At 41.4% G+C, this 23,161-nt stretch carries 16 protein-coding genes; 10 read left to right on the plus strand and 6 right to left on the minus strand.

Annotated features, from left to right (window positions below; all coding sequences use genetic code 11):
• Positions 1-6 precede the first annotated feature (6 nt).
• From I6L31_RS14085 to I6L31_RS14110, 6 genes are all read right to left on the minus strand, one after another.
• Positions 7-1,998, minus strand: coding sequence for a MacB family efflux pump subunit (locus I6L31_RS14085; RefSeq protein WP_005002913.1), 1,992 nt, complete (start codon positions 1,996-1,998; stop codon positions 7-9).
• A 2-nt stretch (positions 1,999-2,000) separates the two neighbouring features.
• Complete coding sequence (locus tag I6L31_RS14090; protein WP_005002915.1) at positions 2,001-3,353, minus strand: MacA family efflux pump subunit; 1,353 nt, start codon at positions 3,351-3,353, stop codon at positions 2,001-2,003.
• A gap of 102 nt (positions 3,354-3,455) precedes the next feature.
• Positions 3,456-4,445 carry a DNA polymerase III subunit delta gene (holA, locus tag I6L31_RS14095; protein WP_005002918.1) on the minus strand — a complete coding sequence of 330 codons (990 nt, stop codon included), beginning with the start codon at positions 4,443-4,445 and terminating at the stop codon, positions 3,456-3,458.
• 23 nt (positions 4,446-4,468) lie between these two features.
• A complete protein-coding gene (locus I6L31_RS14100) occupies positions 4,469-4,996 on the minus strand; it encodes an LPS-assembly lipoprotein LptE (RefSeq protein WP_004990882.1) in 528 nt (175 codons plus the stop codon).
• A gap of 213 nt (positions 4,997-5,209) precedes the next feature.
• The gene (gene leuS / locus I6L31_RS14105) at positions 5,210-7,846 is read right to left on the minus strand and encodes a leucine--tRNA ligase (protein WP_004990879.1); all 2,637 of its coding nucleotides are present in this window, start codon (positions 7,844-7,846) and stop codon (positions 5,210-5,212) included.
• A gap of 165 nt (positions 7,847-8,011) precedes the next feature.
• Positions 8,012-8,383, minus strand: a complete 372-nt coding sequence (locus I6L31_RS14110; RefSeq protein WP_005002922.1) for a DUF4124 domain-containing protein — start codon at positions 8,381-8,383, stop codon at positions 8,012-8,014.
• A 534-nt stretch (positions 8,384-8,917) separates the two neighbouring features.
• Here I6L31_RS14110 and I6L31_RS14115 point away from each other — a divergent pair.
• The 10 genes from I6L31_RS14115 to acnA all read left to right on the plus strand — a co-directional run bounded on the left by I6L31_RS14115 (position 8,918) and on the right by acnA (position 23,051).
• Positions 8,918-10,642 (plus strand): acetolactate synthase 3 large subunit, encoded by a 1,725-nt coding sequence (locus I6L31_RS14115; protein ID WP_005002924.1) that lies wholly within the window; start codon positions 8,918-8,920, stop codon positions 10,640-10,642.
• Positions 10,642-11,133 carry an acetolactate synthase small subunit gene (gene ilvN / locus I6L31_RS14120; RefSeq protein WP_004990873.1) on the plus strand — a complete coding sequence of 164 codons (492 nt, stop codon included), beginning with the start codon at positions 10,642-10,644 and terminating at the stop codon, positions 11,131-11,133. Before I6L31_RS14115 ends, ilvN begins: the two co-directional genes overlap by 1 nt.
• A gap of 119 nt (positions 11,134-11,252) precedes the next feature.
• Positions 11,253-12,269 (plus strand): ketol-acid reductoisomerase, encoded by a 1,017-nt coding sequence (gene ilvC, locus I6L31_RS14125; protein ID WP_004990871.1) that lies wholly within the window; start codon positions 11,253-11,255, stop codon positions 12,267-12,269.
• Positions 12,270-12,701: 432 nt separating this feature from the next.
• Positions 12,702-14,771, plus strand: coding sequence for a bifunctional diguanylate cyclase/phosphodiesterase (locus I6L31_RS14130; protein WP_005002926.1), 2,070 nt, complete (start codon positions 12,702-12,704; stop codon positions 14,769-14,771).
• A gap of 214 nt (positions 14,772-14,985) precedes the next feature.
• Entirely contained in the window at positions 14,986-15,426 is a 441-nt protein-coding gene (locus I6L31_RS14135) for a PaaI family thioesterase (protein ID WP_004990861.1), read from the plus strand.
• A 341-nt stretch (positions 15,427-15,767) separates the two neighbouring features.
• The gene (locus I6L31_RS14140; RefSeq protein WP_005002929.1) at positions 15,768-17,357 is read left to right on the plus strand and encodes a peptide chain release factor 3; all 1,590 of its coding nucleotides are present in this window, start codon (positions 15,768-15,770) and stop codon (positions 17,355-17,357) included.
• A 77-nt stretch (positions 17,358-17,434) separates the two neighbouring features.
• A complete protein-coding gene (locus I6L31_RS14145; RefSeq protein WP_005002931.1) occupies positions 17,435-18,253 on the plus strand; it encodes a hypothetical protein in 819 nt (272 codons plus the stop codon).
• Positions 18,254-18,341: 88 nt separating this feature from the next.
• Positions 18,342-19,352: an RsiV family protein gene (locus I6L31_RS14150; RefSeq protein ID WP_005002934.1), complete on the plus strand. Its 1,011-nt coding sequence runs from the start codon at positions 18,342-18,344 to the stop codon at positions 19,350-19,352.
• A gap of 3 nt (positions 19,353-19,355) precedes the next feature.
• A complete protein-coding gene (locus I6L31_RS14155) occupies positions 19,356-20,177 on the plus strand; it encodes a TatD family hydrolase (RefSeq protein WP_005002938.1) in 822 nt (273 codons plus the stop codon).
• Between the two features lie 117 nt (positions 20,178-20,294).
• Positions 20,295-23,051 (plus strand): aconitate hydratase AcnA, encoded by a 2,757-nt coding sequence (acnA, locus tag I6L31_RS14160; RefSeq protein WP_005002939.1) that lies wholly within the window; start codon positions 20,295-20,297, stop codon positions 23,049-23,051.
• Positions 23,052-23,161: the final 110 nt, after the last annotated feature.

The following is a 23,161-nucleotide window of genomic DNA, read 5'->3' on the forward strand; positions in this document are numbered from 1 at the left end:
TTCCTATTATTCTCGTGCCAACGCTGCAACAGGGTCGAGTTTTGCGGCATTCTTTGCAGGTAAAAATCCAAAAACCACACCAATGAGGGTAGAACATACAAATGCTGCGATAATCGAGGTAGTCGAATAGGCAACAGCAAAGTTTCCTGCGGCGACTTTATTAATCAGTTGCCCTAAACCCAGTGACAACAGCACGCCGAGTACACCGCCAATTAAACACACCAAAATTGCTTCAATTAAAAACTGTTGTAAAATATCACTTTGTCGTGCACCAACTGCCATACGAACGCCGATTTCCTGCGTACGTTCTGTCACGGATACCAACATAATATTCATCACGCCGATTCCTCCGACCACCAGTGAAATCACGGCAATCGCAGACACAAGCAAGGTCATGGTGCTGGTAGTTTTTTCAATGGTTTGGCGGATACTGTCACTGTTCATGGTGAAAATATCTTGTTGACCATGTCTTAAGGTCAATAAGTTCACAATGGCATTTTCCGCAGCGCTAGTGGAATATTGATCATTAATCCGCACAATGATATTACGCACATTGGCTTGACCTAACATACGACTCATGACTGTGGTGTAGGGCATATACACGTTTAGCGTATCATCTGAGCCCATTGCACTGGTTTGCGGTTCTACAATTCCAATAATACGTGCAGGCACACTGCCCAGTAACACCACTTGCCCAATCGGATTGCTGCCATCGGCAAAAAATTGTTTTTGGGTATTGGTATCAATCACGACATCTTGCGTACGATCACGCACACTACGTCCATCAAAGCTTTGCCCATCTTTAAAGGTTAAGCCTTTTACATCAAAATAGTCATTGCCCACACCATTAATGGTCGCATTGGCTTCATTTTCCTGATAACGAATGGTCTTTGAGGTGCTGACCATCGGCGTGACCGCACTCACATAAGGCTGTGTCGCCAAGGCCTCTGCATCGGCGGGAACCAGGGTTTTAAAATTAGCTGTTTTAGAGTTATCACCAAAACCGCGCCCCTGAAACACAGTAATGGTATTGGTGCCCAAACTACTAATATTTTCCAGAATTTGCTTTTGTGAACCGTTGCCCAGAGCAACCACTGTGACCACGGATGCGATCCCGATGATAATGCCGAGCATGGTCAAAAAAGTACGCATACGATGTGCATTCATGGACAATAATGCCATTTGGAATGCTTCTGAAAGTCGATCCAGTGCAGAACGTAAGGCTGAAACACTTTTGCCTTTAGCTTGTTTATTGGCAAGCGCAGGTGCTGCATCTGGATCAGAATTTAATTCAGTTTCATACTCCGGTACGTTGGCTCGATCCGTAACAATTTCACCATCACTGATTTCAATAATTCGTGTGGCATTTTTGGCGATTTGCATGTCATGGGTGACAATAATGACAGTATGACCCGCCGCATTGAGTTCGCGTAAAATCCGCATCACTTCAACACCGCTATGTGAATCAAGCGCACCAGTGGGTTCATCGGCAAGGATGACATCACCACCATTCATCAAGGCGCGAGCAATAGAAACCCGTTGCTGTTGACCACCAGATAATTGACTTGGACGATTTTGGGTTTTACTGCCTAAGCCCAGTTCTGTGAGTAAAGCGGTGGCACGTTGTTTTCGTTCTGTAGGATTGACACCTGCGTACACGGCAGGCACTTCGACATTATCCTCAGCCGTTAAATCGCCCAGTAGATGGTAACGCTGGAAAATAAAACCAAAATATTCACGGCGTAACTTTGCCAGATCATCAGGTTCGAGTTTCCCTGTTTCCTGTCCACTGACTTTATAGCTACCACTGGTTGGTCGATCCAGACAACCTAAAATATTCATTAAGGTTGATTTGCCAGAGCCTGATTGACCGACAATGGCAACTAATTCACCTTCATAAATCGTAAGGTTGATGTCTTTTAAAATTTGAACGGTGCTATCGCCAGCAGGGAACTCTCGTACCAGATTGCTGACTTCAAGCAAAGCTTGTTGAGTCATGCTTACATTCCCATAGGTCCACGACGACGATTACCACTATTGGCTGAAGCGGCTGAAGTATCAGCGCTATCGGCAATAATGACCTGATCACCTTGTTTTAAGCCTGCAAGGACTTGAGCATTGACACGGTTATTAATACCAATCAGCACTTGTTTCGGTTGAGCAGAGCCATCTGCTTGTAAAATACGAACCACACTTAAGCTGGCTTTACCCTCTGTAACTGCCTGTTTCTGTTCAGCGTTTAAATTCAAGCGTTCAAAACTTGGAGTGTTTTTGTCTTTATCACGTTGTTTATGTTCTGCATTTGGTGTTGAAGCTCCCGCAGTTTGAGTGCGGGCTGTACGATTCTGTGCGCCTGTTGTTCGACTGGATAGTGCAGAAGAAGGCACCAATAAAGCATTTTTCACCGAATCCAGTACGATATAAACCTGAGCCGTCATATCAATACGCAATTTACCATCTTCATTGGGTACATCAAATAAAGCATTATAGTAAATGGCACTGCTACTGGTTGAGCTTGAAGAACTCGATGAGTTGCTCGATTCACTCGAAATAGAGTCTGGCGCGGGTTCAATCTGACGTAAGGTTGCATAACGTTTTTTATCATCGCCCAATGTCGTGAAATAAACCTGCTGACCTTTTTCCACTTTCATAATGTCTGCTTCACTGACTTGTGCCTTGATGGTCATATTTTGCAGTTTGGCAATTTTAACAATGGTTGGTGCAGACTGATTGGCGTTTACGGTTTGACCTTCTTCAGTCACGATCGCAACCACTGTACCATCTGTTGGTGCAACAATTCGGGTATAACCAATATTGGTCTGAGCTGTGGAACGAGTCACTTTAGCCGATTCAATCTGGGCATCGAGTGCTTTAATTTGTGCCTGTGCTGTTTTATAAGCAGCTTCTGCCGATTCTAATTCTGCTTTTGAGGTGGCATCCTGTGCATACATTTGTTGTTGTCGACGATATTCCAGTTGCTTTTCATTCAGGTTCGCTTGTTGCTGTAAGCGCTGCGCTTCTAAATTTTTGATATTGGCATCGGCAGTTTTTAAGCTGTTTTCCTGAGTGGTCGAGTCGATCTGAGCAATAAGTTGCCCTTGTTTGACTTCATCTCCCAATTGCACATACATTTTTTTGACCTGACCAGACACCTGTGCACCGACACTAATCAGGCGCGTGGCATCCAGTGTACCTGTCGCTAGTACAGTATTTTCCAGATCACCGCGTGAAACCGTTTCAGTAATATACTGCGGCTGTTGCTGTTTGGGTTTGAAAAAAGTCCATGCGAGTGCAGCAATAATCGCGACACACACCACCGCAATGATCATTTTAGAGGCTTTTATTTTTGGCATAGCAATATCTGGAGTTCGACGTAATTTGGCACTAGTATAAAAGTGAATTAAGGATAAAACGTGAATATTTTTATTGATTTAATGCAATAGTGCAGAATAGTCTTAAACGAGAAACAAGGTTTTTCCACAGAGCTCCGCAATCCCTTGCTGAATCAAATGTTCTGGATTTTCTTTAGACATGCCTTTGATAGACGCATCGACTTTTAATAACAAGCTAGGCCAGTTTAAAAATTGTTGTGGATGTAAACGGCGTAGTGCTTGTTGATAGAGAGAAACTTTGGTTTTCCAAATTCCCAATTGTAAGGCATTTTGCGGTTGTTCAAATAACTGCATTAAGAGCCGCATTTCTTTACTGAGTGTCCACAAGATCAAACTGTGTGGCTCACCTGATGCAACCAAATATTGAAAAATTTTAATGGATTGTGGCAGATTGCCTTCAAGTAAAGCATCACTTAAATCATAAGTAGTATAGCGAGATTGATCTTGTAAACAGGCATAAAGCTGTTCAATTTGAATCAGAGAATGCTCAGGAAATGTATCATTTACCCGCATCAAACTATTTTTTGCAGCTAATAAATTATGCTCATGATGCTGCATGAGCCATGCCCATGCATCTGAATCCAGTTGAATTCCCAATTTCTCAGCTTCAATTGTTAAAATACGCTGACGATCTTGAGGGTAGGAGGCTGTTAAAGCAACCACCACACCATTGGCTTCAACCGTTTGAAAAAATGCCGACTTTAAGCTTGAACTATCTTGTTTCGGTAAAACAATCAGTAAGAGATTGGACTCATTATGTTGTAAATAACTTTTGAGCTGTTTGAGTCCATTGGCATCAGGTTTGATGTTGCCATGTACTTCAATGGCAAGTTGCTGTGAAAATAAAGAAAGACTATTTAATGCATTAAAAACGTTTTTCCAGTCATTGACACTGCTGATGTCATAACGCTGGCGTTCAATGTTTTGTTGCTGCCAGCTTTTACGAAAATGATCCAGTAAATTTTGCTCAAGCAAAGGTTCTTGGCCGTGCAAAATCCATGCGCCACGCGCTTCTGGGGCACGTTTTAACGCTTGTAAATAGTCCAGTTTCATAATCGATCAACACAAAAATACATTTAGTTAGATGTACTTTGTGGCGTAACTTTCGGTAAACGGTTGGCAGAAATCTGACGCGCAATCTGCTGAGCAATATCATCAATCACAATACGATCCAGATAAGTCTCTTCCTGATTTTCGGTGTTAACCGTCGCTAAATCATATTGATAACTACGCGCTGCGGTTAAAGTGCGTGGCGCAGTAATCGGATTGCCTTGATGATCTTCGATCTGAAAAGTGACAGTTAAGCGTAATAAAACTTCGGTGAGTTTTCCATTAAGGAGTTGACGACGCGGTGTATAATCAAGCACACGCAGCGTATAGGCATCGTTGGCATTACTCAGTTGAACACCACTGGCAGCCAAATAAACACTCAGCTGTTTTTCCAATTCGTCGGTATTTTTAGGCAAAGCAAGATTGAGCCTTTGATAAGCCAATGGTGCGGCAGTTGGATTAGTTCCTTTTAAATGAAAACCACCACAGCCCGCCAAGCCTGCACTTAGACCTAAAGTTAATACAACTGCTGCAACACGTTGAACTAAATGCATGCTTTGTCCTCATGGGATTCCAAAATACTTGGAATCATTAATTTTTTAAAATTCACAACATTTTAGATTCAAAGCCCATTGAATGACAACGGGCTTTGTTTGGGTTTTGTTTATTCTACTCAAGTTCCTTCTCCCTTAGAGAGAAGGTTAAGATGAGGGGGAATGACCTCTCCCTAACCCTCTCTTAAAAGCAAAGGGGATTTAAGCAGGAAATTAAACCACTAAATTGACCAATTTATTCGGTACAACAATTTCTTTCTTGGTTGGACCCGTTAAGAATTGTTGAACCTCAGGCAATGCTTTAGCCAATGCCAATAATTCATCTTTCGATGCATCAATAGAGACTTCTAACTTGCCACGAAGCTTACCATTGACCTGTACCACAATAGTTTGAGTATTGCGGGTCAATGCAGACTCATCAACCACAGGGAATGTGACCTGAACTAAATCAACACCAAACTGGCTCAATAAAGTCTGACTTAAATGCGGTGCAAATGGAGCAAGCAAGGTTAGGAGTGTCGTGATCGCTTCACGTAATACAGCGATATCATTGTCATCTTTTGCTTCAAACTTATTGCTGGCATTAAGTAATTCCATCAATGCGGCAATAGCGGTATTGAAGGCATGACGACGTTCAATGTCATCACCTACTTTTTGAATGGTTTCATGGGTTTTACGACGTAAATCCTGAGCATATTGAGATAGATTAGCAGTATCAATCGTCGTTGCTGGGTTGCCTTGTTCTAGGAAGCCAGCAGCCAAACGCCATACACGTTTCAAGAAACGGTTTGCGCCTTCCACACCTGCATCTGACCATTCTAGAGATTGATCAGGTGGCGCGGCAAACATCATAAACACGCGCGCGGTATCTGCGCCGTATTGATCAATGATCGCTTGTGGGTCAATGCCGTTGTTTTTCGATTTGGACATTTTTTCTTGTCCACCGATCACGACATCCTGACCATCACCTGAATATTTCGCAGACAGGATACGACCTTTTTCATCTTTTTCTAAAAGGATATCGGCAGGGTTAAACCAAGTTTTCTTGCCGTTTTCTGCTTCACGATAGAAGGTATCTGCTAACACCATGCCTTGAGTCAGCAAGTTGGTAAATGGTTCGTTACCTTGTACTACACCTTCATCACGCATCAATTTATGGAAGAAACGTGCATAAAGCAAATGCAAAATCGCGTGTTCCACACCACCGATATATTGATTGACAGGTAGCCAGCTTTGCGCAGCTTCCGGTTTGACCATACCACCAGTGAAGTCTGGAGATGCATAACGTGCGTAATACCAAGATGACTCAACAAAAGTATCTAAAGTGTCTGTTTCACGACGAGCTTCGCCACCACAGCTTGGGCAAGTGGTTTGATAAAACTCAGGCATTTTATTGAGTGGATTACCCGAGCCATCTGGAACCACATCGGTTGGCAATACCACGGGCAATTGATCTTCTGGAACAGGTACTTGACCGCATTTTTCGCAGTTGATCATTGGAATTGGGCAACCCCAATAACGCTGACGAGAAACACCCCAGTCACGTAAACGGAATTGAACTTTGGCATTGGCAAGTCCTTGTGGCTCTAATTTTGCAAGGAAAGCATCAAATGCCGCTTGAAAATCTAGACCATCAAACTCACCTGAATTCACCAGTTTGCCATCTTTAGAGCCGTACCATTCTTGCCATTCAGTTGCAGAATATTCTGCATCGTCAGCACCTTTGGCATCAATCACTTGGGTGATAGGCAAGTTAAATTTATTGGCAAATTCGAAATCACGTTCGTCATGTGCAGGAACTGCCATGACCGCGCCTGAGCCATAAGACATCAACACATAGTTGGCAATCCAGACAGGTAAATCTTCACCCGTTACTGGGTGCTTAACAGATAAACCTGTTGCCATACCTTTCTTTTCAGCCGTGGCTAAATCCGCTTCTGCGACTGAACCCATACGACATTCTTCAATAAATGCAGCAAGTGTAGAATCGCCTGCTTCTGCTTGGAGCGCCGCTGCTTTTAGTGCCATTGGATGTTCTGCTGCAACCGCAACATAAGTCACACCCATCAAAGTATCTGCACGGGTGGTGTAAACGGTTATGCCATCGGCGTAGACTTCGGTGTTCGCCGATGGAAAAGTAATGTCCATCCCGGTAGAACGACCAATCCAGTTGCGCTGCATGGTTAAAACTTGTTGTGGCCAACCGTCTTTTAAGGTATCTAAATCGTCTAATAACTCTTGTGCATAATCAGTGATGCGGAAGTAGTACATTGGAATATCGCGCTTTTCGACCAATGCACCTGAACGCCAGCCACGACCATTTTCAACTTGCTCGTTGGCTAAAACCGTTTGATCAACTGGGTCCCAGTTTACGGTTGAAAGCTTACGATAAATCAAGCCTTTCTTATAAAGTTGGACAAATAACCATTGTTCCCAGTGATAATATTCAGGGGTACAGGTTGCAAATTCACGATCCCAATCTACAGACAAGCCCAATTTTTTTAATTGGTCACGCATATAGGCGATGTTTTCAAAGGTCCATTTGGCAGGGGCAACCTGATGCGCAATCGCTGCATTTTCAGCAGGTAAGCCAAAAGCATCCCAACCCATTGGTTGTAATACGGTTTCACCTTTTAAACGATGAAAACGGCTGATTACATCACCAATGGTATAATTACGCACATGCCCCATATGCAGTTTGCCACTTGGGTAGGGGAACATCGACAGGATGTAGCGATGTTTACCTTCAACAGTGTCTGCAACTTTAAATGCCTTGCGAGCTTCCCAGTCTTGTTGAACTTGAGCTTCGATAGCACTTGCTTGATATTCGGGGTCAATGTGAGTAGTCATAAACGTATTAAGGACAACAATGTAAAGTTAAAAAATATTGCTGCACAGCATAGCGCAAAATCAAAAAAAAAGCGCATGTTGTACAAGGGATTTTATACACAATATAAAAAACAGGTCTGGAATTTATCCAGACCTGAGATTTATTTTTGATTTGAGTGAGGTCATTTAAACTGCACGATTTGTCGCTGGAGCAGCGCTTGGTGCGGTTTGTTCAGATTTTGGCATTACCTGAGGTGGGTTAGGTGCAGGTGTTGATGACTGATTTTTATTGCCATTTTCTGTATTTGGCTGATTTTGCTCTGGATGAGATGGATTATTTTGTGTAGGGCGTGAAGTATGCCCATAAGTTTTAACTTGTCCTTGTTTTTTTGAACCTTTGGGTGGCGGTGTGGTGGTGTAGTGCGTCGAACCTTTGCTATCCACCCATTTGTAATATTGTTCAGCATGATTCTGAGTGGCAAATAGCATCAGACTAGCCATTAGCGCGCTTTGTGCTAAAAAAAATACCTTAGAACGATACACTATATATTTGCTCATAGCCTGAATGTCCATTAATAACAATCTGATTTTATAACGAAAAAAACGTCAATAAAGTTGAGTAATGCTGATTGTAAATCATACGCTTTAAATTGCGGTAAATGAACAAAAATGAAAAGAGGAATTGCGATAAATGGTGTAAATAAATCGATTAAGCTTCAACAAGTAATCTGGTTTAAAAATATACACACAAAAAATAAACGGCAAAAAGCGAGCATTTCGCCTTGACTTTAATAGTTGAAACATAAAAAATGTTCGCTTTAGTTTTATATGCCTTTATTCGATCACCCTTCGAATAATGTCATGGTATGTAATGGACATTCTCTCTAGCCGAGAGGGTGATTTTGCTCAAGACCTGTTTATCCCAACAGTTCTTTAATGAAGCTGAGACAACTTATACGGTGATCAGTTTAGAAATTTTTCCTATTACAGCAAAAACTTGGAAGTATGTGTGCTATAACAGTGCAGAAAGTAAATGAATGACACACTATTTATGTCTCCCATAAATGGTGCAAAAGACTAGGGTGAATCACGTTGGAACTTTTATCTGGTGGTGAAATGCTCGTTCGCGCACTTGCGGATGAGGGCGTTGAACACGTTTTTGGATATCCAGGCGGCGCAGTTTTACATATTTATGACGCGCTTTTTCAACAAGACAAAATTAATCATTACCTTGTACGCCATGAACAAGCCGCAGGTCATATGGCCGATGCTTACTCTCGCGTAACTGGTAAGACGGGTGTGGTGCTGGTCACTTCAGGTCCAGGCGCAACCAATACTGTCACTCCAATTGCTACAGCTTACATGGACTCAATCCCGATGGTGATTTTGTCTGGTCAGGTTGCCAGCCACTTAATTGGAGAAGATGCATTTCAGGAAACAGATATGGTCGGTATTTCCCGTCCAATCGTAAAGCACAGTTTCCAAGTGCGTCATGCCAGTGAAATTCCTGCCATTATTAAAAAAGCATTTTATATTGCTTCAAGTGGTCGTCCGGGGCCAGTTGTGGTCGATATTCCAAAGGATGCCACTAATCCTGCTGAAAAATTTGCCTATGAATATCCTGAAAAAGTGAAGATGCGTTCGTATCAACCACCTTCACGTGGACATTCAGGACAAATTCGTAAAGCCATTGATGAGTTGCTTTCTGCAAAGCGCCCTATGATTTATACGGGTGGTGGTGTGGTTCAGGGCAATGCATCTGCATTATTGACTGAGCTTGCGCATTTGCTCGGTTATCCAGTGACCAATACCCTAATGGGTTTGGGGGCGTTTCCAGGCGATGATCCACAATTTGTGGGCATGTTAGGGATGCACGGGACTTATGAAGCCAACATGGCGATGCATAATGCCGATGTGATTTTGGCGATTGGTGCGCGTTTTGATGACCGTGTCACCAATAATCCTGCCAAATTCTGTCAAAATGCCAAAGTCATTCATATTGATATTGACCCAGCAACCATTTCCAAGACGATTATGGCGCATATTCCTATCGTTGGTGCTGTTGAACCTGTGCTTCAGGAAATGTTAGCGCAGCTTAAGCAAATGAATGTGTCGAAGCCAAATTCAGAAGATATTGCTGCTTGGTGGTCTCAGATTAATGAGTGGCGTAAAGTTCATGGCTTACGCTATGAAGCGGGTCAAAATGGTGTGATGAAACCACAACAAGTGGTTGAAGCATTGGATCGTGTTACCAATAGTGAAGCGATTATTACTTCTGACGTTGGTCAGCATCAGATGTTTGGTGCGTTGTATTATAAATACAAGCGTCCACGTCAATGGATCAACTCAGGCGGTTTGGGCACCATGGGTGTTGGTTTACCTTACGCAATGGCTGCAAAACTTGCCTTCCCAGATCAGCAAGTAGTGTGTATCACGGGTGAAGCATCGATTCAAATGTGTATTCAGGAATTATCAACCTGTAAGCAATATGGATTAAATGTCAAAATTTTATGCCTGAATAACCGCGCCCTAGGGATGGTTAAACAATGGCAGGACATGAATTACGAAGGTCGTCATTCAAGTTCTTATGTTGAATCATTACCTGATTTTGCCAAGTTGATGGAAGCGTATGGTCATGTTGGCATTACCATTGAGCATGCAGATGAACTTGAGTCCAAGTTGGCTGAAGCGATGGCCATTAATGATAAATGTGTGTTCATTAATGTCATGGTTGATCGTACTGAGCATGTTTATCCAATGTTAATCGCAGGTCAGTCTATGCAAGACATGTGGTTAGGAAAAGGGGAGCGTACCTAATGAGACATATTATTTCTGTACTCGTTGAAAACGAAGCTGGTGCGCTTTCTCGTCTAGTTGGTTTGTTTAGTCAACGCGGCTATAACATTGAAACATTGAATGTTGCGCCAACTGAAGATGAAACTTTATCTCGTTTGACCTTGACCACGTATGGTGATGATCACAAGATTGAGCAAATTACCAAACAACTGAATAAACTGGTTGAAGTGGTGAAAGTCGTTGATCTTTCAGAAGGTGCTCATATCGAGCGTGAATTGATGTTGATCAAGGTAAAAGCCTTAGGTGCAGCTCGTGCTGAGATTAAACGTACCGCGGACATTTTTCGTGCACAAATCGTCGATGTAACGCCAACGACTTATACCATTCAGATTGCAGGGACTACCGATAAACTTGATGGCTTTATCGATGCACTTGCAGAAAATACGATCTTGGAAGTGGTTCGTTCAGGCGTATCTGGTATCGCACGTGGCGAAAAGGTTTTAACAATTTAATTTTTTAAAAACCCTCATCCCAAACTTCTCCCAGAGGGAGAAGACGTTCCCTCTCCTTGAGAGGCTTAGGGTGAGGGGAAAATACTCAACATATTTTAAAGTTTTCATGGAGACAACAGATGCAAATTTTTTACGATAAAGACTGTGATTTATCTATCATACAAGGCAAAAAAGTAGCCATTATTGGTTATGGTTCACAAGGTCATGCACACGCGCTTAACCTTAAAGATTCTGGCGTTGACGTTACCGTGGGTTTACGTGCGGGTTCTACTTCTTGGAAAAAAGCTGAAAATGCAGGCTTGAAAGTTTCTGAAGTTCCGGCAGCAGTTGCTCAAGCTGACTTAGTCATGATCTTGACCCCAGATGAATTCCAGTCACAACTTTATCGTGATGTAATTGAGCCGAACATCAAAGAGGGTGCGACTTTAGCATTTGCTCATGGTTTCTCTGTTCTTTATAACCAAGTTGTTCCACGTAAAGACTTGGACGTCATCATGGTTGCGCCTAAAGCACCAGGTCACACTGTACGTTCAGAATTCCAACGTGGTTCTGGTGTGCCAGATCTAATTGCAATCCATCAAGATGCTTCTGGTAATGCACGTAATGTGGCGCTTTCTTACGCTTCAGGCGTAGGTGGTGGTCGTACGGGTATTATCGAAACTTCTTTCCGTGAAGAAACTGAAACTGACTTGTTCGGTGAACAAGCGGTTCTTTGTGGTGGTGCGGTTGAATTGGTGAAAATGGGCTTCGAAACTTTGGTAGAAGCGGGTTATTCTCCAGAAATGGCTTACTTCGAATGCTTACACGAACTTAAATTGATCGTGGACTTGATGTTCGAAGGTGGTATCGCAGACATGAACTACTCAGTGTCTAACAACGCTGAATATGGCGAATATGTCACGGGTGTTGAAGTCATCAATGATCAATCACGTGAAGCAATGCGTAATGCGCTTAAACGTATCCAGTCTGGTGAATATGCGAAAATGTTCATTCAAGAAGGTGCGTTGAACTATCCTTCTATGACTGCACGTCGTCGTCAAAACGCTGCTCATGGTATCGAAGTAACGGGTAACAAGCTACGTGCGATGATGCCTTGGATCCAAGCAAACAAAATTGTTGATAAAGAGAAGAACTAATTTCTCGAATCAATTAATTTGAATGCCAAGACCCACTCTATTTGAGTGGGTCTTTTATGTTTATTGTTACGTGCCTCAAAAAGATGAAAGCAGTGCTTCCATCTTTTTTCGTACCTTGGATTCAAGCGAATAAAATCGTAGACAAAGAAAAGAACTAATTTGAGTTGAGTTTCTGAAAAACCCTGCAATTTGCAGGGTTTTTCTTTATCACAGGTTTGTTGGAAACCCGTGATTTAATTCATAAAACCCATTAAATTTGTGTTTTTATTCTGTTGATTTTTAAGGTAAAAAAAACTTGACCTTCACAGCGATAGTGGTATTGTTTAATGACATCAAAAACTTGATGTTAAGAAGGTAAAAGTGAGCAGGGAGAGGGCTGTTTATTTAGCTTTCAAAATAAAAACAAGTATCTAATAACCATGGAAATTTTGTATGGTACATGTTGATTATGACTATACCTTTGTACTCGGTTCAGTTCTAGTCGCTGTCATCGTGTGCTATGTAGCCATTTCTACAGAACAATTAATTTTTAAAGACACCTACAAGCATTTTGAAAAATGGATTCTAATTTCTAGCAGTCTTATTTTGGGCTTTGCTATTTGGTCGATGCATTTTGTTGGGATGTTTGCCTGCCATTTACCTGAAGGCTATTCTTTCGATCTAGGCTTAACCATATTGTCCTACCTGATTGCAGCAGTAGCTTCACTGTTCGCACTTTGGTTAACGTCACGTCCAACTTTACCTTTGCCTCGTCTTGTGATTGGCTCTGTTCTCATGGGTTTGGGAATTTCAGGGATGCATTATACGGGTATGATGGGCTTGGTGATCGAAAATCATCATCTGGTCTATGATCCTTTGATTGTTGTATTTTCAGTACTCATTGCGATTAGTGGTTCAGGTTTAGCTTTTTTTCTCATTTTCAAATATAAAAGTGCAATTGGACGAAAATCTGGGTTAAAACTAGCAATAGCGGTGACAATGGCGCTCAGTATTGTGGGGATGCATTATACGGGTATGGCTGCGACTACATTCATTTCGACTCATAATAATCATGTCATGATGGTTTATGAAGCAGGTCAGGGACTGCTCTTATTTACTATCCTGTTTGTGACTAGCCTGATTTTGGTTGCTGGTTTTTGTGTTGCTGTTCTAGAACTCAGGCTGGAGGAGCGTAATCATGCACTTTCACAATTAAATAAAGAACTTGCAGGTCTAGCAACCAAAGATAATCTAACCAAATTACCCAATCGTTTATTTTTAGTTGATTATGCGCAAGTCATTTTTGCAGAACACCGTTTACGTGAGCAGAATATTGCTTTTTTATATTTAGATTTGGATCGCTTTAAGTCAGTCAATGATGCTTTTGGTCATCATGTAGGAGACCAGTTATTGATTCAGATGGCGAATCGTGTTTACCGCCATTTAAATGAACGAAGTAAGTTTTTGAGAATAGGGGGGGATGAGTTTTTACTGATCATTGAAAACTCGACTATTGCAGAAGCTATGGAAAAAGCTGAAGATATTTTGCAGCAGGTTCAGGAAACCTATCTCATTATTGGCAAAGAAATTAATGTATCGGCCAGTGTGGGGATCGCAATGTATCCTGAACATGGGGCAAATTTACAAGATTTATTAATTAATGCTGATGCGGCCATGTTGATTTCTAAAGAGCAAGGACGTAATACCAGTACATTGTTTAGTTATTCCAGCGTACAGGATGAGGCAAAAAGTCAGTCTAAATTAATCAATGATTTGTATAAGGCTGTAGATGAGCAACAATTTGTATTATTTTACCAGCCGAAGTTTACCATTCATCAAAAAATTTGTGGGGTTGAAGCTTTAATTCGCTGGCAACATCCAACATTGGGATTACTCACTCCCCATATGTTTATTGATGGGGCGGAAAAAACGGGTTTGATTGTTCCAATGGGCTATTGGGCGCTTGAAGAGGCCTGTAAGCAGATTCAGGAATGGGTCCATAATAATATTCCTTTTTATCCGATTGCCGTTAATCTTTCTGCAATTCAATTTGAAAACAGAAAATTATTTTCGACTCTTGAAAGTTTAATAGAAAAATATAATATTCAACCTAATCATTTAATTATCGAAATTACTGAGTCAACTGCGATGCGTCATATTGATATGAGTATTCGCACTTTTGAGCGTTTACGTGATTTGGGTATCCGGATTGCCATTGATGATTTTGGTACAGGTCATTCTAGTTTTCTTTATTTAAAAGATTTACCTGTAGATGAGCTTAAGATTGATCGTGGTTTTATTGTGAACCTTGAATCAGGTTCGAAAGAAGAAATTATTCTGGAAAGTATTATTCAGCTAGCAACAAAATTAGGATTATGTGTTACAGCAGAAGGCGTGGAAACCCCTCTACAAGCCGAAATTTTAAGTCGTTTAGGTTGCCATCAGCTACAAGGTTATCTATTGGGTACGCCTGTTTCAGTAGATCGTCTTGCTATATATAAAGAAAATCACCAATTTGCTTAAATGTTTTTTGTAAATTACCGAACTATTTAAATTATTTTAATAATTTAAATAGTTCGGTAATTTTTTACCATATTAAGTTCTTTTTTGGAACTCGATTGTGTATAGTATTGAGATCTGCTGATGTTAAGGACGAATGCTCATTTTAATACAGCAAGATTTATACGATTTTAATTATCTAAGTATTTAAAAAAGGTAGCACAGGAGAGAATGAATCATGGATTTAAAAAAAATGACAGGATTGGAAATAATGCAGGCCTTTGCTCAAGGCTTATTTCCCGCACCTGGTATTGCGAAAACCATGCCGATGCAACCACTTGAAGTTGAACATGGGCGAATTGTATTTGAAGCGATTGCGGATGAACGACATACCAATCCTTTAGGTGGTGTGCATGGTGGGTTTGCTGCCACAGTACTTGACTCAGTGACAGGTTGTGCTACACATACTGTTTTGGCGGCAGGAGAGGCGTATGGCACGACAGATCTAGCTATTAAAATGTGTCGTCCGATGCCATTTAATCAAAAGCTGATCGCTGAAGGCAAGGTGATTAATATGGGCAAAAATCTGGTGATTTCAGAAGGCTATTTACGTGACGAAAACGGTAAATTATATGCGCATGCTACAGCGACCAACATGATTATTCGTGCTAAATCTTAGCGGAATCATTGATTCGAAAATAGACGAAATAATTCATTTTTTCTTCAAAAAAAGTAAGCAAGGTCGAGAACAGATTTTCAACTTTGCTAAATACCAGATATCATCATTGAAATTTGTATTGGATACATCCGATGTAAGAAAGCAATAAACAATAAACAGTTTTGGTATTTAGGCGCTGACTGCCGAAGATAGCTTGTGGATAAAACAGATTTCATCCACAGAAACGGATGTGGCGATTTATCCTTTTGCTATTTCTGCTACAATTGCGCCAATTTTAGTTTTCTTACATCTAGGTAACAAATCGTGTTTACCGCAACGATGTTCAATATGAAGATTTATACATGTTTAAAGATCAGTTAGCGCAAGAAGTGAGTGCGCGTAGAACCTTTGCCATCATTTCGCATCCCGATGCGGGTAAAACGACCATGACAGAAAAATTACTGTTATGGGGTAAAGCCATTCAGGTTGCAGGTATGGTAAAAAGCCGTAAATCTGACCGTGCAGCGACATCTGACTGGATGGAAATGGAAAAAGAACGCGGGATTTCGATTACCACGTCAGTGATGCAGTTCCCCTATAAACAACATACCATTAACCTACTCGATACGCCGGGACATGAAGACTTTTCCGAAGATACCTACCGTACTCTAACCGCAGTAGACTCGGCATTGATGGTGATTGATGGTGCAAAAGGGGTCGAGGAACGAACCATTAAATTGATGGAAGTGTGTCGTATGCGTGATACACCGATCATTTCTTTCGTCAACAAAATGGACCGAGAAATTCGAGAGCCTTTAGAACTTCTGGATGAAATCGAAAATGTTTTGAATATTCGCTGTGTTCCTATTACATGGCCTTTAGGCATGGGACGCGACTTTGCGGGTGTTTATAATATTCTTGAAGATAAATTATATGTCTATAAGGCAGGTTTTGGTTCAACCATTACCGATATCGAAGTGCGTGATGGTTATGATCATGCTGATATTCGTGAAAAAGTCGGTGAATTGGCTTGGGCTTCATTTGAAGAGTCGTTAGAACTGGTGCAAATGGCCAATGAACCTTTAGATCGTGATTTGTTCCTGCAAGGTAAACAAACGCCTGTACTTTTTGGTACAGCTTTGGGTAACTTTGCCGTTGATCATGTACTTGATGCTTTTATTCAATGGGCGCCAGAGCCGAAAGCACATCCCACGCAGGAACGTACCGTTGAAGCGACGGAAGAAGGCTTTAGTGGTTTTGTCTTTAAAATTCAGGCCAATATGGATCCGAAACATCGTGACCGTATTGCCTTTATGCGTATTTGCTCAGGCAAATATGAAAAAGGTTTGAAGATGAATCACGTGCGTATTGGAAAAGATGTGCGTATTTCAGATGCATTGACCTTCCTTGCGGGTGAGCGTGAGCATCTGGAAGAAGCTTGGCCGGGTGATATTATTGGTTTACATAATCACGGCACCATTCAGATTGGGGATACCTTTACCAGTGGTGAAAAATTGCATTTTACTGGTATTCCACACTTTGCCCCAGAAATGTTCCGTCGTGTCCGTTTACGTGATCCTCTCAAATCCAAACAACTACAAAAAGGTTTAAAGGAGTTGTCAGAAGAAGGGGCAACCCAAGTGTTTATGCCGCAAAATAGCAATGATTTGATCGTCGGTGCGGTGGGGGTACTTCAGTTTGATGTCGTCGCGTACCGCTTAAAAGAAGAATATAAAGTCGATTGTATTTATGAGCCAGTCAACATTAATACCGTGCGCTGGATCTACTGTGATGACGATAAAAAAATGAATGACTTTAAGAAAAAGGCGCATGATCAATTGTCACTGGATGGTGGTGGTCATTTGACTTATCTGGCACCGAGTCGTGTTAATTTGCAAATTATGCAGGAACGCTGGCCTGATATTGAGTTCCGCAATACACGCGAACACTAAATTGCATGCAGCAGCTTCTTTCGGGAAGCTGTTTTTTATTTTAAAGTAGACGCTTTGATTGGTTTGGGATAAGCATCATGCAGATGACAAAACAGTTCTTGATGGTGGGTTTAATCGGGATATTGTCCATGCTGGCTGCTTGCACAAAAAGCGATCATGATCAGAAAGCTGAGCAGGAAAAGTCGGCTACTTCACACGATAAAGCAGAGATTTTACCTTATTTGGATATTCAGGAAAGCAAAGCCAAATATGCGTTGCCTTTTTGTGAAAAGAAAAACTGTATTGATATTGATATACAAAGTATTCAGACTAAAGACAGTTGGCTTAATAGCTGGGTTGAGCAAAAACTGGCGTATGTGGTACAGGCGCAAATCGGTCAAAATCAGAAAATCAATTTGCAAAAAGCTATTAATGCCTATGTTGCCAAATCCGATAATTGGCAGGATCAGTATTCTAAAAATCAGGCTTATGAGCTCCATATCACCACGCGAGTCGCTTCGCAGCGTAATGAATATGTATTATTGCAAGTTGGCCTAAACTCAAAACAAGAAGAAGTCACCGTAAAAGATCGTTATTATTTTTTTGTGGCCAATCGCAAACTGCAAAAAGAAGTCAACATTCTGGATATTTTACAGAAGAATCAACAAAGTAACATGAATCAAATTGTTCAGGATCATTATCAAAAATGGTTGAAGCAACAATCGGCTGAAGTACAGGCCGAAGCGCCGAAAAAATTATATTGGGGGCAGGCGGACTGGTTTTTTGATAGCGAAGGGATTGGACTGCACTATCGTGCCAATCAAATTAGCAAACGAGCGGGTCAATTTGATATTTATTTATCAACAGCGCAAACTAAAGCATTGTTACAGCCTGAGATTTATCACAAAATGTTTTAATCTGTATTGAAATTTACACAATACTGGTCAAGCATGATCAAGTTACATTAGCATGAATTGAAAATTATTTTTTGTTAGGCAATGACAAATGTTGCAATCTAAATATTCGCTGTTTCCAGCTCCACAAAGAAAACAATCTACTGCAAAACTTAGTTTGGCAGTTGCGGTCTGTGCTTTATTGCTCACTGCTTGTCAGCCCAAGTCTAAACCTGAAGATACTGACCAGAAGCAAAATGCAGCTTCTGAAGTGCAACCACAAGTGTTGGCACTTGAAGGGTCATCTGTACGATTAGCTGTGAATTTGCCAGATTGTTCAGGCAAGAACTGCCCTCAATTTGTGGTTGAACGTTTACAGAGTAATTTCCCTTTTATTGATCAAATCATGGATCGGGAAATTTTAAAGAACTTAAAACAAATTTTGGATATTTCAGAGATTAATCAAAAAGAGCAGGCGGCTTCAACACCTGCAACGAATCCATCGAAATCAGATGATGTTGCTGCGAGTTCAGAACCTGTATCTGACCAGCAAAAAATGCAGCAACAAGTTGAGCCCTATGTTCAATCTTTTGTCGAGATGGATAAAGAATTAAAAGCGTTGAGTGCCAATCATCAGATTAATATCATGATTAAACCCTCAATTTTAAAATCTCAAGAACCGATCGCGACTGTGGTTTTAAACACCAGTAGCTATTTAGGTGGTGCGCATGGTTCTTCGGCACAGCAGTATTACAACTTTGATTTGAAGCAACAAAAGCAAATTCAGCTGAATGATTTGCTCTTGCCCAATCAGAGAAAGGCACTGGAAGCTAAAGCACATGATGCTTTTAAAGCATGGGTGATGGACTCTAAACTTGCGGATAATGTCAACGATTATGAACAAGCTTGGAAGTTTAAGCTTTCAGATAACTTCCTATTAGGCGAGCAAGGTTTAATTTTACAATATGGTGAATATGAAATTGGACCTTATTCGGCAGGGTTACCACGTTTGGTGATTCCTTATGATCAACTCAACGGTATTTTAAAAGCTGAATATTTACCACATACTCAGGCAACTTCTGAGCCTGTGGTGAATGCGCAGCATCATAAGCCACAGAGTTAAGGGATGCATTTTTCACTATTTGATACGCATACGCATTTTGATGTGCCAGATTTTGATCCTGATCGGAAGGAACTGGCACAACAAGCCAAAGCTGTTGGTGTAGAAAGACTGATTTTAATTGGCTTTAGCGAGTCCAGATTTGCAGATTTGATTCGTATTCAACATGAATTAAATCAGTTACAGCATGCTCCTATCAGCTATTTGGCTCCGGGGCTGCATCCTTTTTATATTGAGCAGCATGCACCAGATCATTTGGAGCGATTGGAACAAATTTTAAAACAAGAGTCCTGTATTGCTGTCGGAGAAATTGGACTTGATACTTTTTTGCCACAGCATAAACAGTCAGAACTTTATCTGAAACAAAAACAATATTTCACGGATCAACTGAATTTAGCAACGCAGTATAACAAACCTGTGTTATTGCATATTCGAAAAGCACATGCAGATGTGTTACAGATTTTAAAACAGCAACATTTTAAGTTGGGCGGTATCGCACATGCTTTTAGTGGTGGTGTTGAAGAAGCCAAAGCTTTTATTCAACTTGGCTTTAAGTTGGGTATCACTGGGCAAATTACCAATCCAAATGCGAAAAAACTGCATCGTGTCGTTGCAGAAGTTGGACTTGAACATTTGGTTCTGGAAACGGATTGTCCCGATATGACGCCATTGTGTTGTCAACATTCGACCGAACATCGGACCCGAAACACGCCTGTGAATTTACCTTATGTATTAGAGGGTTTAGCGGCAAGTTTAGCCATCAATGAAGCAACTGTTGCCCAAAAAGTATGGGAAAATTCATTGAACGCACTTCAATTAACGCAATAAAAAACAAGTACATTCAAAAGTATAACCAAAAGAAAACATTCTAATTTTAAAAGTGGCATACATTAAAAGAAGCCAATGAAACTTTAAAAGAACATAGCCAAACCGGAGGATAGCCGCATGGCCAGCTATAGCAAAATCAATAGTTTTAATGCTTTAAAAACACTCAATGTCGGTTCAGCTCAATATCAAATTTTTAGTTTGCAACAAGCAGCCCCGAAGCTCGGTGATATTCACAAGCTTCCCAAATCCTTAAAAGTATTATTAGAAAATTTGTTACGCTTTGAAGATGATCAGACGGTAAGCGCTGCGCATATCCATGCCTTAGTCGATTGGCAAAAAACCAAAACATCGGATCAGGAAATTCAATATCGTCCTGCACGTGTGCTAATGCAGGATTTTACAGGCGTGCCTGCGGTGGTCGATTTGGCTGCAATGCGTGCTGCTATGGCCAAAGCGGGTGGAGACCCTGAAAAAATTAATCCACTTTCGCCTGTTGATCTGGTGATTGACCATTCGGTGATGGTCGATCATTTTGCCAATGATCATGCTTTTGAAGAAAATGTCGAAATTGAAATGCAGCGTAACGGCGAGCGTTATCAGTTTTTACGTTGGGGACAGTCTGCTTTTAATAACTTTAGTGTAGTGCCACCCGGAACAGGGATTTGCCATCAGGTCAATCTGGAATATCTGGCTCAAGCGGTTTGGACGGGTGAGGAACAAGGACAAACTTTTGCTTTTCCCGACACTTTGGTCGGAACAGATTCACATACCACCATGATCAATGGCTTGGGCGTATTGGGTTGGGGCGTCGGTGGGATCGAGGCTGAAGCTGCGATGTTAGGTCAACCGATTTCCATGCTGATTCCAGAAGTGATCGGATTTAAACTGACAGGAAAATTGAAAGAAGGGATTACTGCAACAGATTTAGTGCTGACAATTACCCAAATGCTTCGTCAAAAAGGCGTCGTGGGTAAATTTGTTGAATTTTATGGTGATGGTCTAGCGGACTTACCATTGGCAGATCGGGCAACGATTGCCAATATGGCACCTGAATATGGTGCGACATGTGGTTTTTTCCCGATAGATGATATTACCCTTGAATATATGCGTTTAACAGGACGTAAAGCTGATCGTATTGCGTTGGTCGAAGCCTATAGCAAAGAACAGGGTTTGTGGCGTAGTACAGGTGACGAACCTGTCTTTACCGATACTTTAACGCTAGATATGGCAACGGTTGAGGCCAGTTTGGCAGGACCAAAACGTCCACAGGATCGTGTGGTATTGGCCAAAGTACCTGAAACGTTTCAAGCTGTCATGGATTTGACTTTAAAGCCAACAAAGCCTGAAAAAGAACGTTTAGAAAATGAAGGCGGTGGCGGGACAGCGGTTGATGCACAGCAAGCCAATTTTGAACCTGAAACAGCCCATTGTGTGATTGATGGCGAACGTTATGAGCTGCATCATGGTGATGTGGTGATTTCAGCGATTACATCGTGTACCAATACATCGAATCCAAGTGTGATGTTGGCGGCAGGGTTGCTGGCTAAAAAAGCCATTGAAAAAGGTTTGCAACGTAAGCCATGGGTAAAAAGCTCTCTGGCTCCGGGTTCTAAGGTCGTCACGGATTATTTGGCTGCTGCGGGTGTGACCCCATATCTGGATGAATTAGGTTATAACCTTGTGGGTTATGGTTGTACCACTTGTATTGGTAACTCAGGTCCATTACCAGATCCGATTGAGGCCGCGATTCAAAAATATGATTTAAATGTCGCATCTGTCTTGTCTGGCAACCGTAACTTTGAAGGTCGAGTACATCCTTTGGTGAAAACCAATTGGTTAGCTTCTCCTCCCTTAGTTGTGGCTTATGGATTGGCGGGAACCATTCGTAAAGATTTAACTTCTGAACCGATTGGGCAGGGCAAAAATGGCGAGGATATTTATTTAAAAGATATCTGGCCGAGCAGTGCTGAAATTGCAGAAGTTTTGCAGAAAGTGAATACGGATATGTTCCACAAGGAATACGCGGCTGTATTTGAGGGCGACGAGAGTTGGAAATCGATTCAAATTCCACAAAGTAAAACTTATGAGTGGGAAGATGATTCGACGTATATCCGTCATCCACCGTTTTTTGAGGGTATCGATCAGCCGCCAGAATCCATCACCAATATTGATTCAGCACGGATTTTAGCGGTATTGGGTGATTCAGTCACCACCGATCATATTTCTCCTGCGGGAAATATCAAAAAAGACAGCCCAGCGGGACGTTACTTACAGGAACATGGAATTGAGCCTAAAGACTTTAACTCTTATGGTTCGCGCCGTGGTAACCATGAAGTGATGATGCGCGGTACCTTTGCCAATATCCGTATTAAAAATGAAATGCTTGGTGGTGAAGAAGGTGGTAATACCATTTATATTCCAACAGGTGAAAAATTGGCGATTTATGATGCAGCCATGCGATATAAAGAAGATCAAACGCCATTGGTCATTGTTGCAGGTAAAGAATACGGTACAGGCTCATCACGTGACTGGGCGGCAAAAGGAACCAATCTTTTAGGTGTAAAAGCAGTCATTGCAGAAAGTTTTGAGCGTATTCACCGTTCAAATCTGGTGGGTATGGGCGTGCTGCCACTTCAGTTTGTGGATGGACAAAATCGTCAATCGCTGAGCCTGACAGGTAAAGAACAGTTGTCGATTTCTGGGCTTTCGGATGATATTCAACCCCATCAAACACTGGATATCACGGTGAAACGTGAGGATGGCTCAACCGATCAGTTTAAAGTGTTATGCCGTATTGATACTCTAAATGAAGTCGAATACTTTAAGGCAGGCGGTATTTTGCATTATGTATTGCGCAATTTGATTGCGGCATAAAAATAACTCAGTTCCTTTAACCGCCTTCTTCACGGCAAGAAGGCGGTTGTCAAATTCAGGCACTAACATTCTCAAATTAAACCCAGTAAAATAGCATGCTGAAAAATTCC

This window comes from Acinetobacter septicus, assembly GCF_019355975.1.
Classification (GTDB): domain Bacteria; phylum Pseudomonadota; class Gammaproteobacteria; order Pseudomonadales; family Moraxellaceae; genus Acinetobacter; species Acinetobacter ursingii.

Bases quoted from the DNA above. Each gene is read 5' to 3' on its own strand.
- I6L31_RS14085 (WP_005002913.1), bottom strand. From the start codon at position 1,998: ATGACTCAACAAGCTTTGCTTGAAGTCAGCAATCTGGTACGAGAGTTC.
- I6L31_RS14090 (WP_005002915.1), bottom strand. From the start codon at position 3,353: ATGCCAAAAATAAAAGCCTCTAAAATGATCATTGCGGTGGTGTGTGTC.
- holA (WP_005002918.1), bottom strand. From the start codon at position 4,445: ATGAAACTGGACTATTTACAAGCGTTAAAACGTGCCCCAGAAGCGCGT.
- I6L31_RS14100 (WP_004990882.1), bottom strand. From the start codon at position 4,996: ATGCATTTAGTTCAACGTGTTGCAGCAGTTGTATTAACTTTAGGTCTA.
- leuS (WP_004990879.1), bottom strand. From the start codon at position 7,846: ATGACTACTCACATTGACCCCGAATATCAAGCAAGTGCTATCGAAGCT.
- I6L31_RS14110 (WP_005002922.1), bottom strand. From the start codon at position 8,383: ATGAGCAAATATATAGTGTATCGTTCTAAGGTATTTTTTTTAGCACAA.
- ilvN (WP_004990873.1), top strand. From the start codon at position 10,642: ATGAGACATATTATTTCTGTACTCGTTGAAAACGAAGCTGGTGCGCTT.
- ilvC (WP_004990871.1), top strand. From the start codon at position 11,253: ATGCAAATTTTTTACGATAAAGACTGTGATTTATCTATCATACAAGGC.
- I6L31_RS14130 (WP_005002926.1), top strand. From the start codon at position 12,702: ATGGTACATGTTGATTATGACTATACCTTTGTACTCGGTTCAGTTCTA.
- I6L31_RS14135 (WP_004990861.1), top strand. From the start codon at position 14,986: ATGGATTTAAAAAAAATGACAGGATTGGAAATAATGCAGGCCTTTGCT.
- I6L31_RS14140 (WP_005002929.1), top strand. From the start codon at position 15,768: ATGTTTAAAGATCAGTTAGCGCAAGAAGTGAGTGCGCGTAGAACCTTT.
- I6L31_RS14145 (WP_005002931.1), top strand. From the start codon at position 17,435: ATGCAGATGACAAAACAGTTCTTGATGGTGGGTTTAATCGGGATATTG.
- I6L31_RS14150 (WP_005002934.1), top strand. From the start codon at position 18,342: ATGTTGCAATCTAAATATTCGCTGTTTCCAGCTCCACAAAGAAAACAA.
- I6L31_RS14155 (WP_005002938.1), top strand. From the start codon at position 19,356: ATGCATTTTTCACTATTTGATACGCATACGCATTTTGATGTGCCAGAT.
- acnA (WP_005002939.1), top strand. From the start codon at position 20,295: ATGGCCAGCTATAGCAAAATCAATAGTTTTAATGCTTTAAAAACACTC.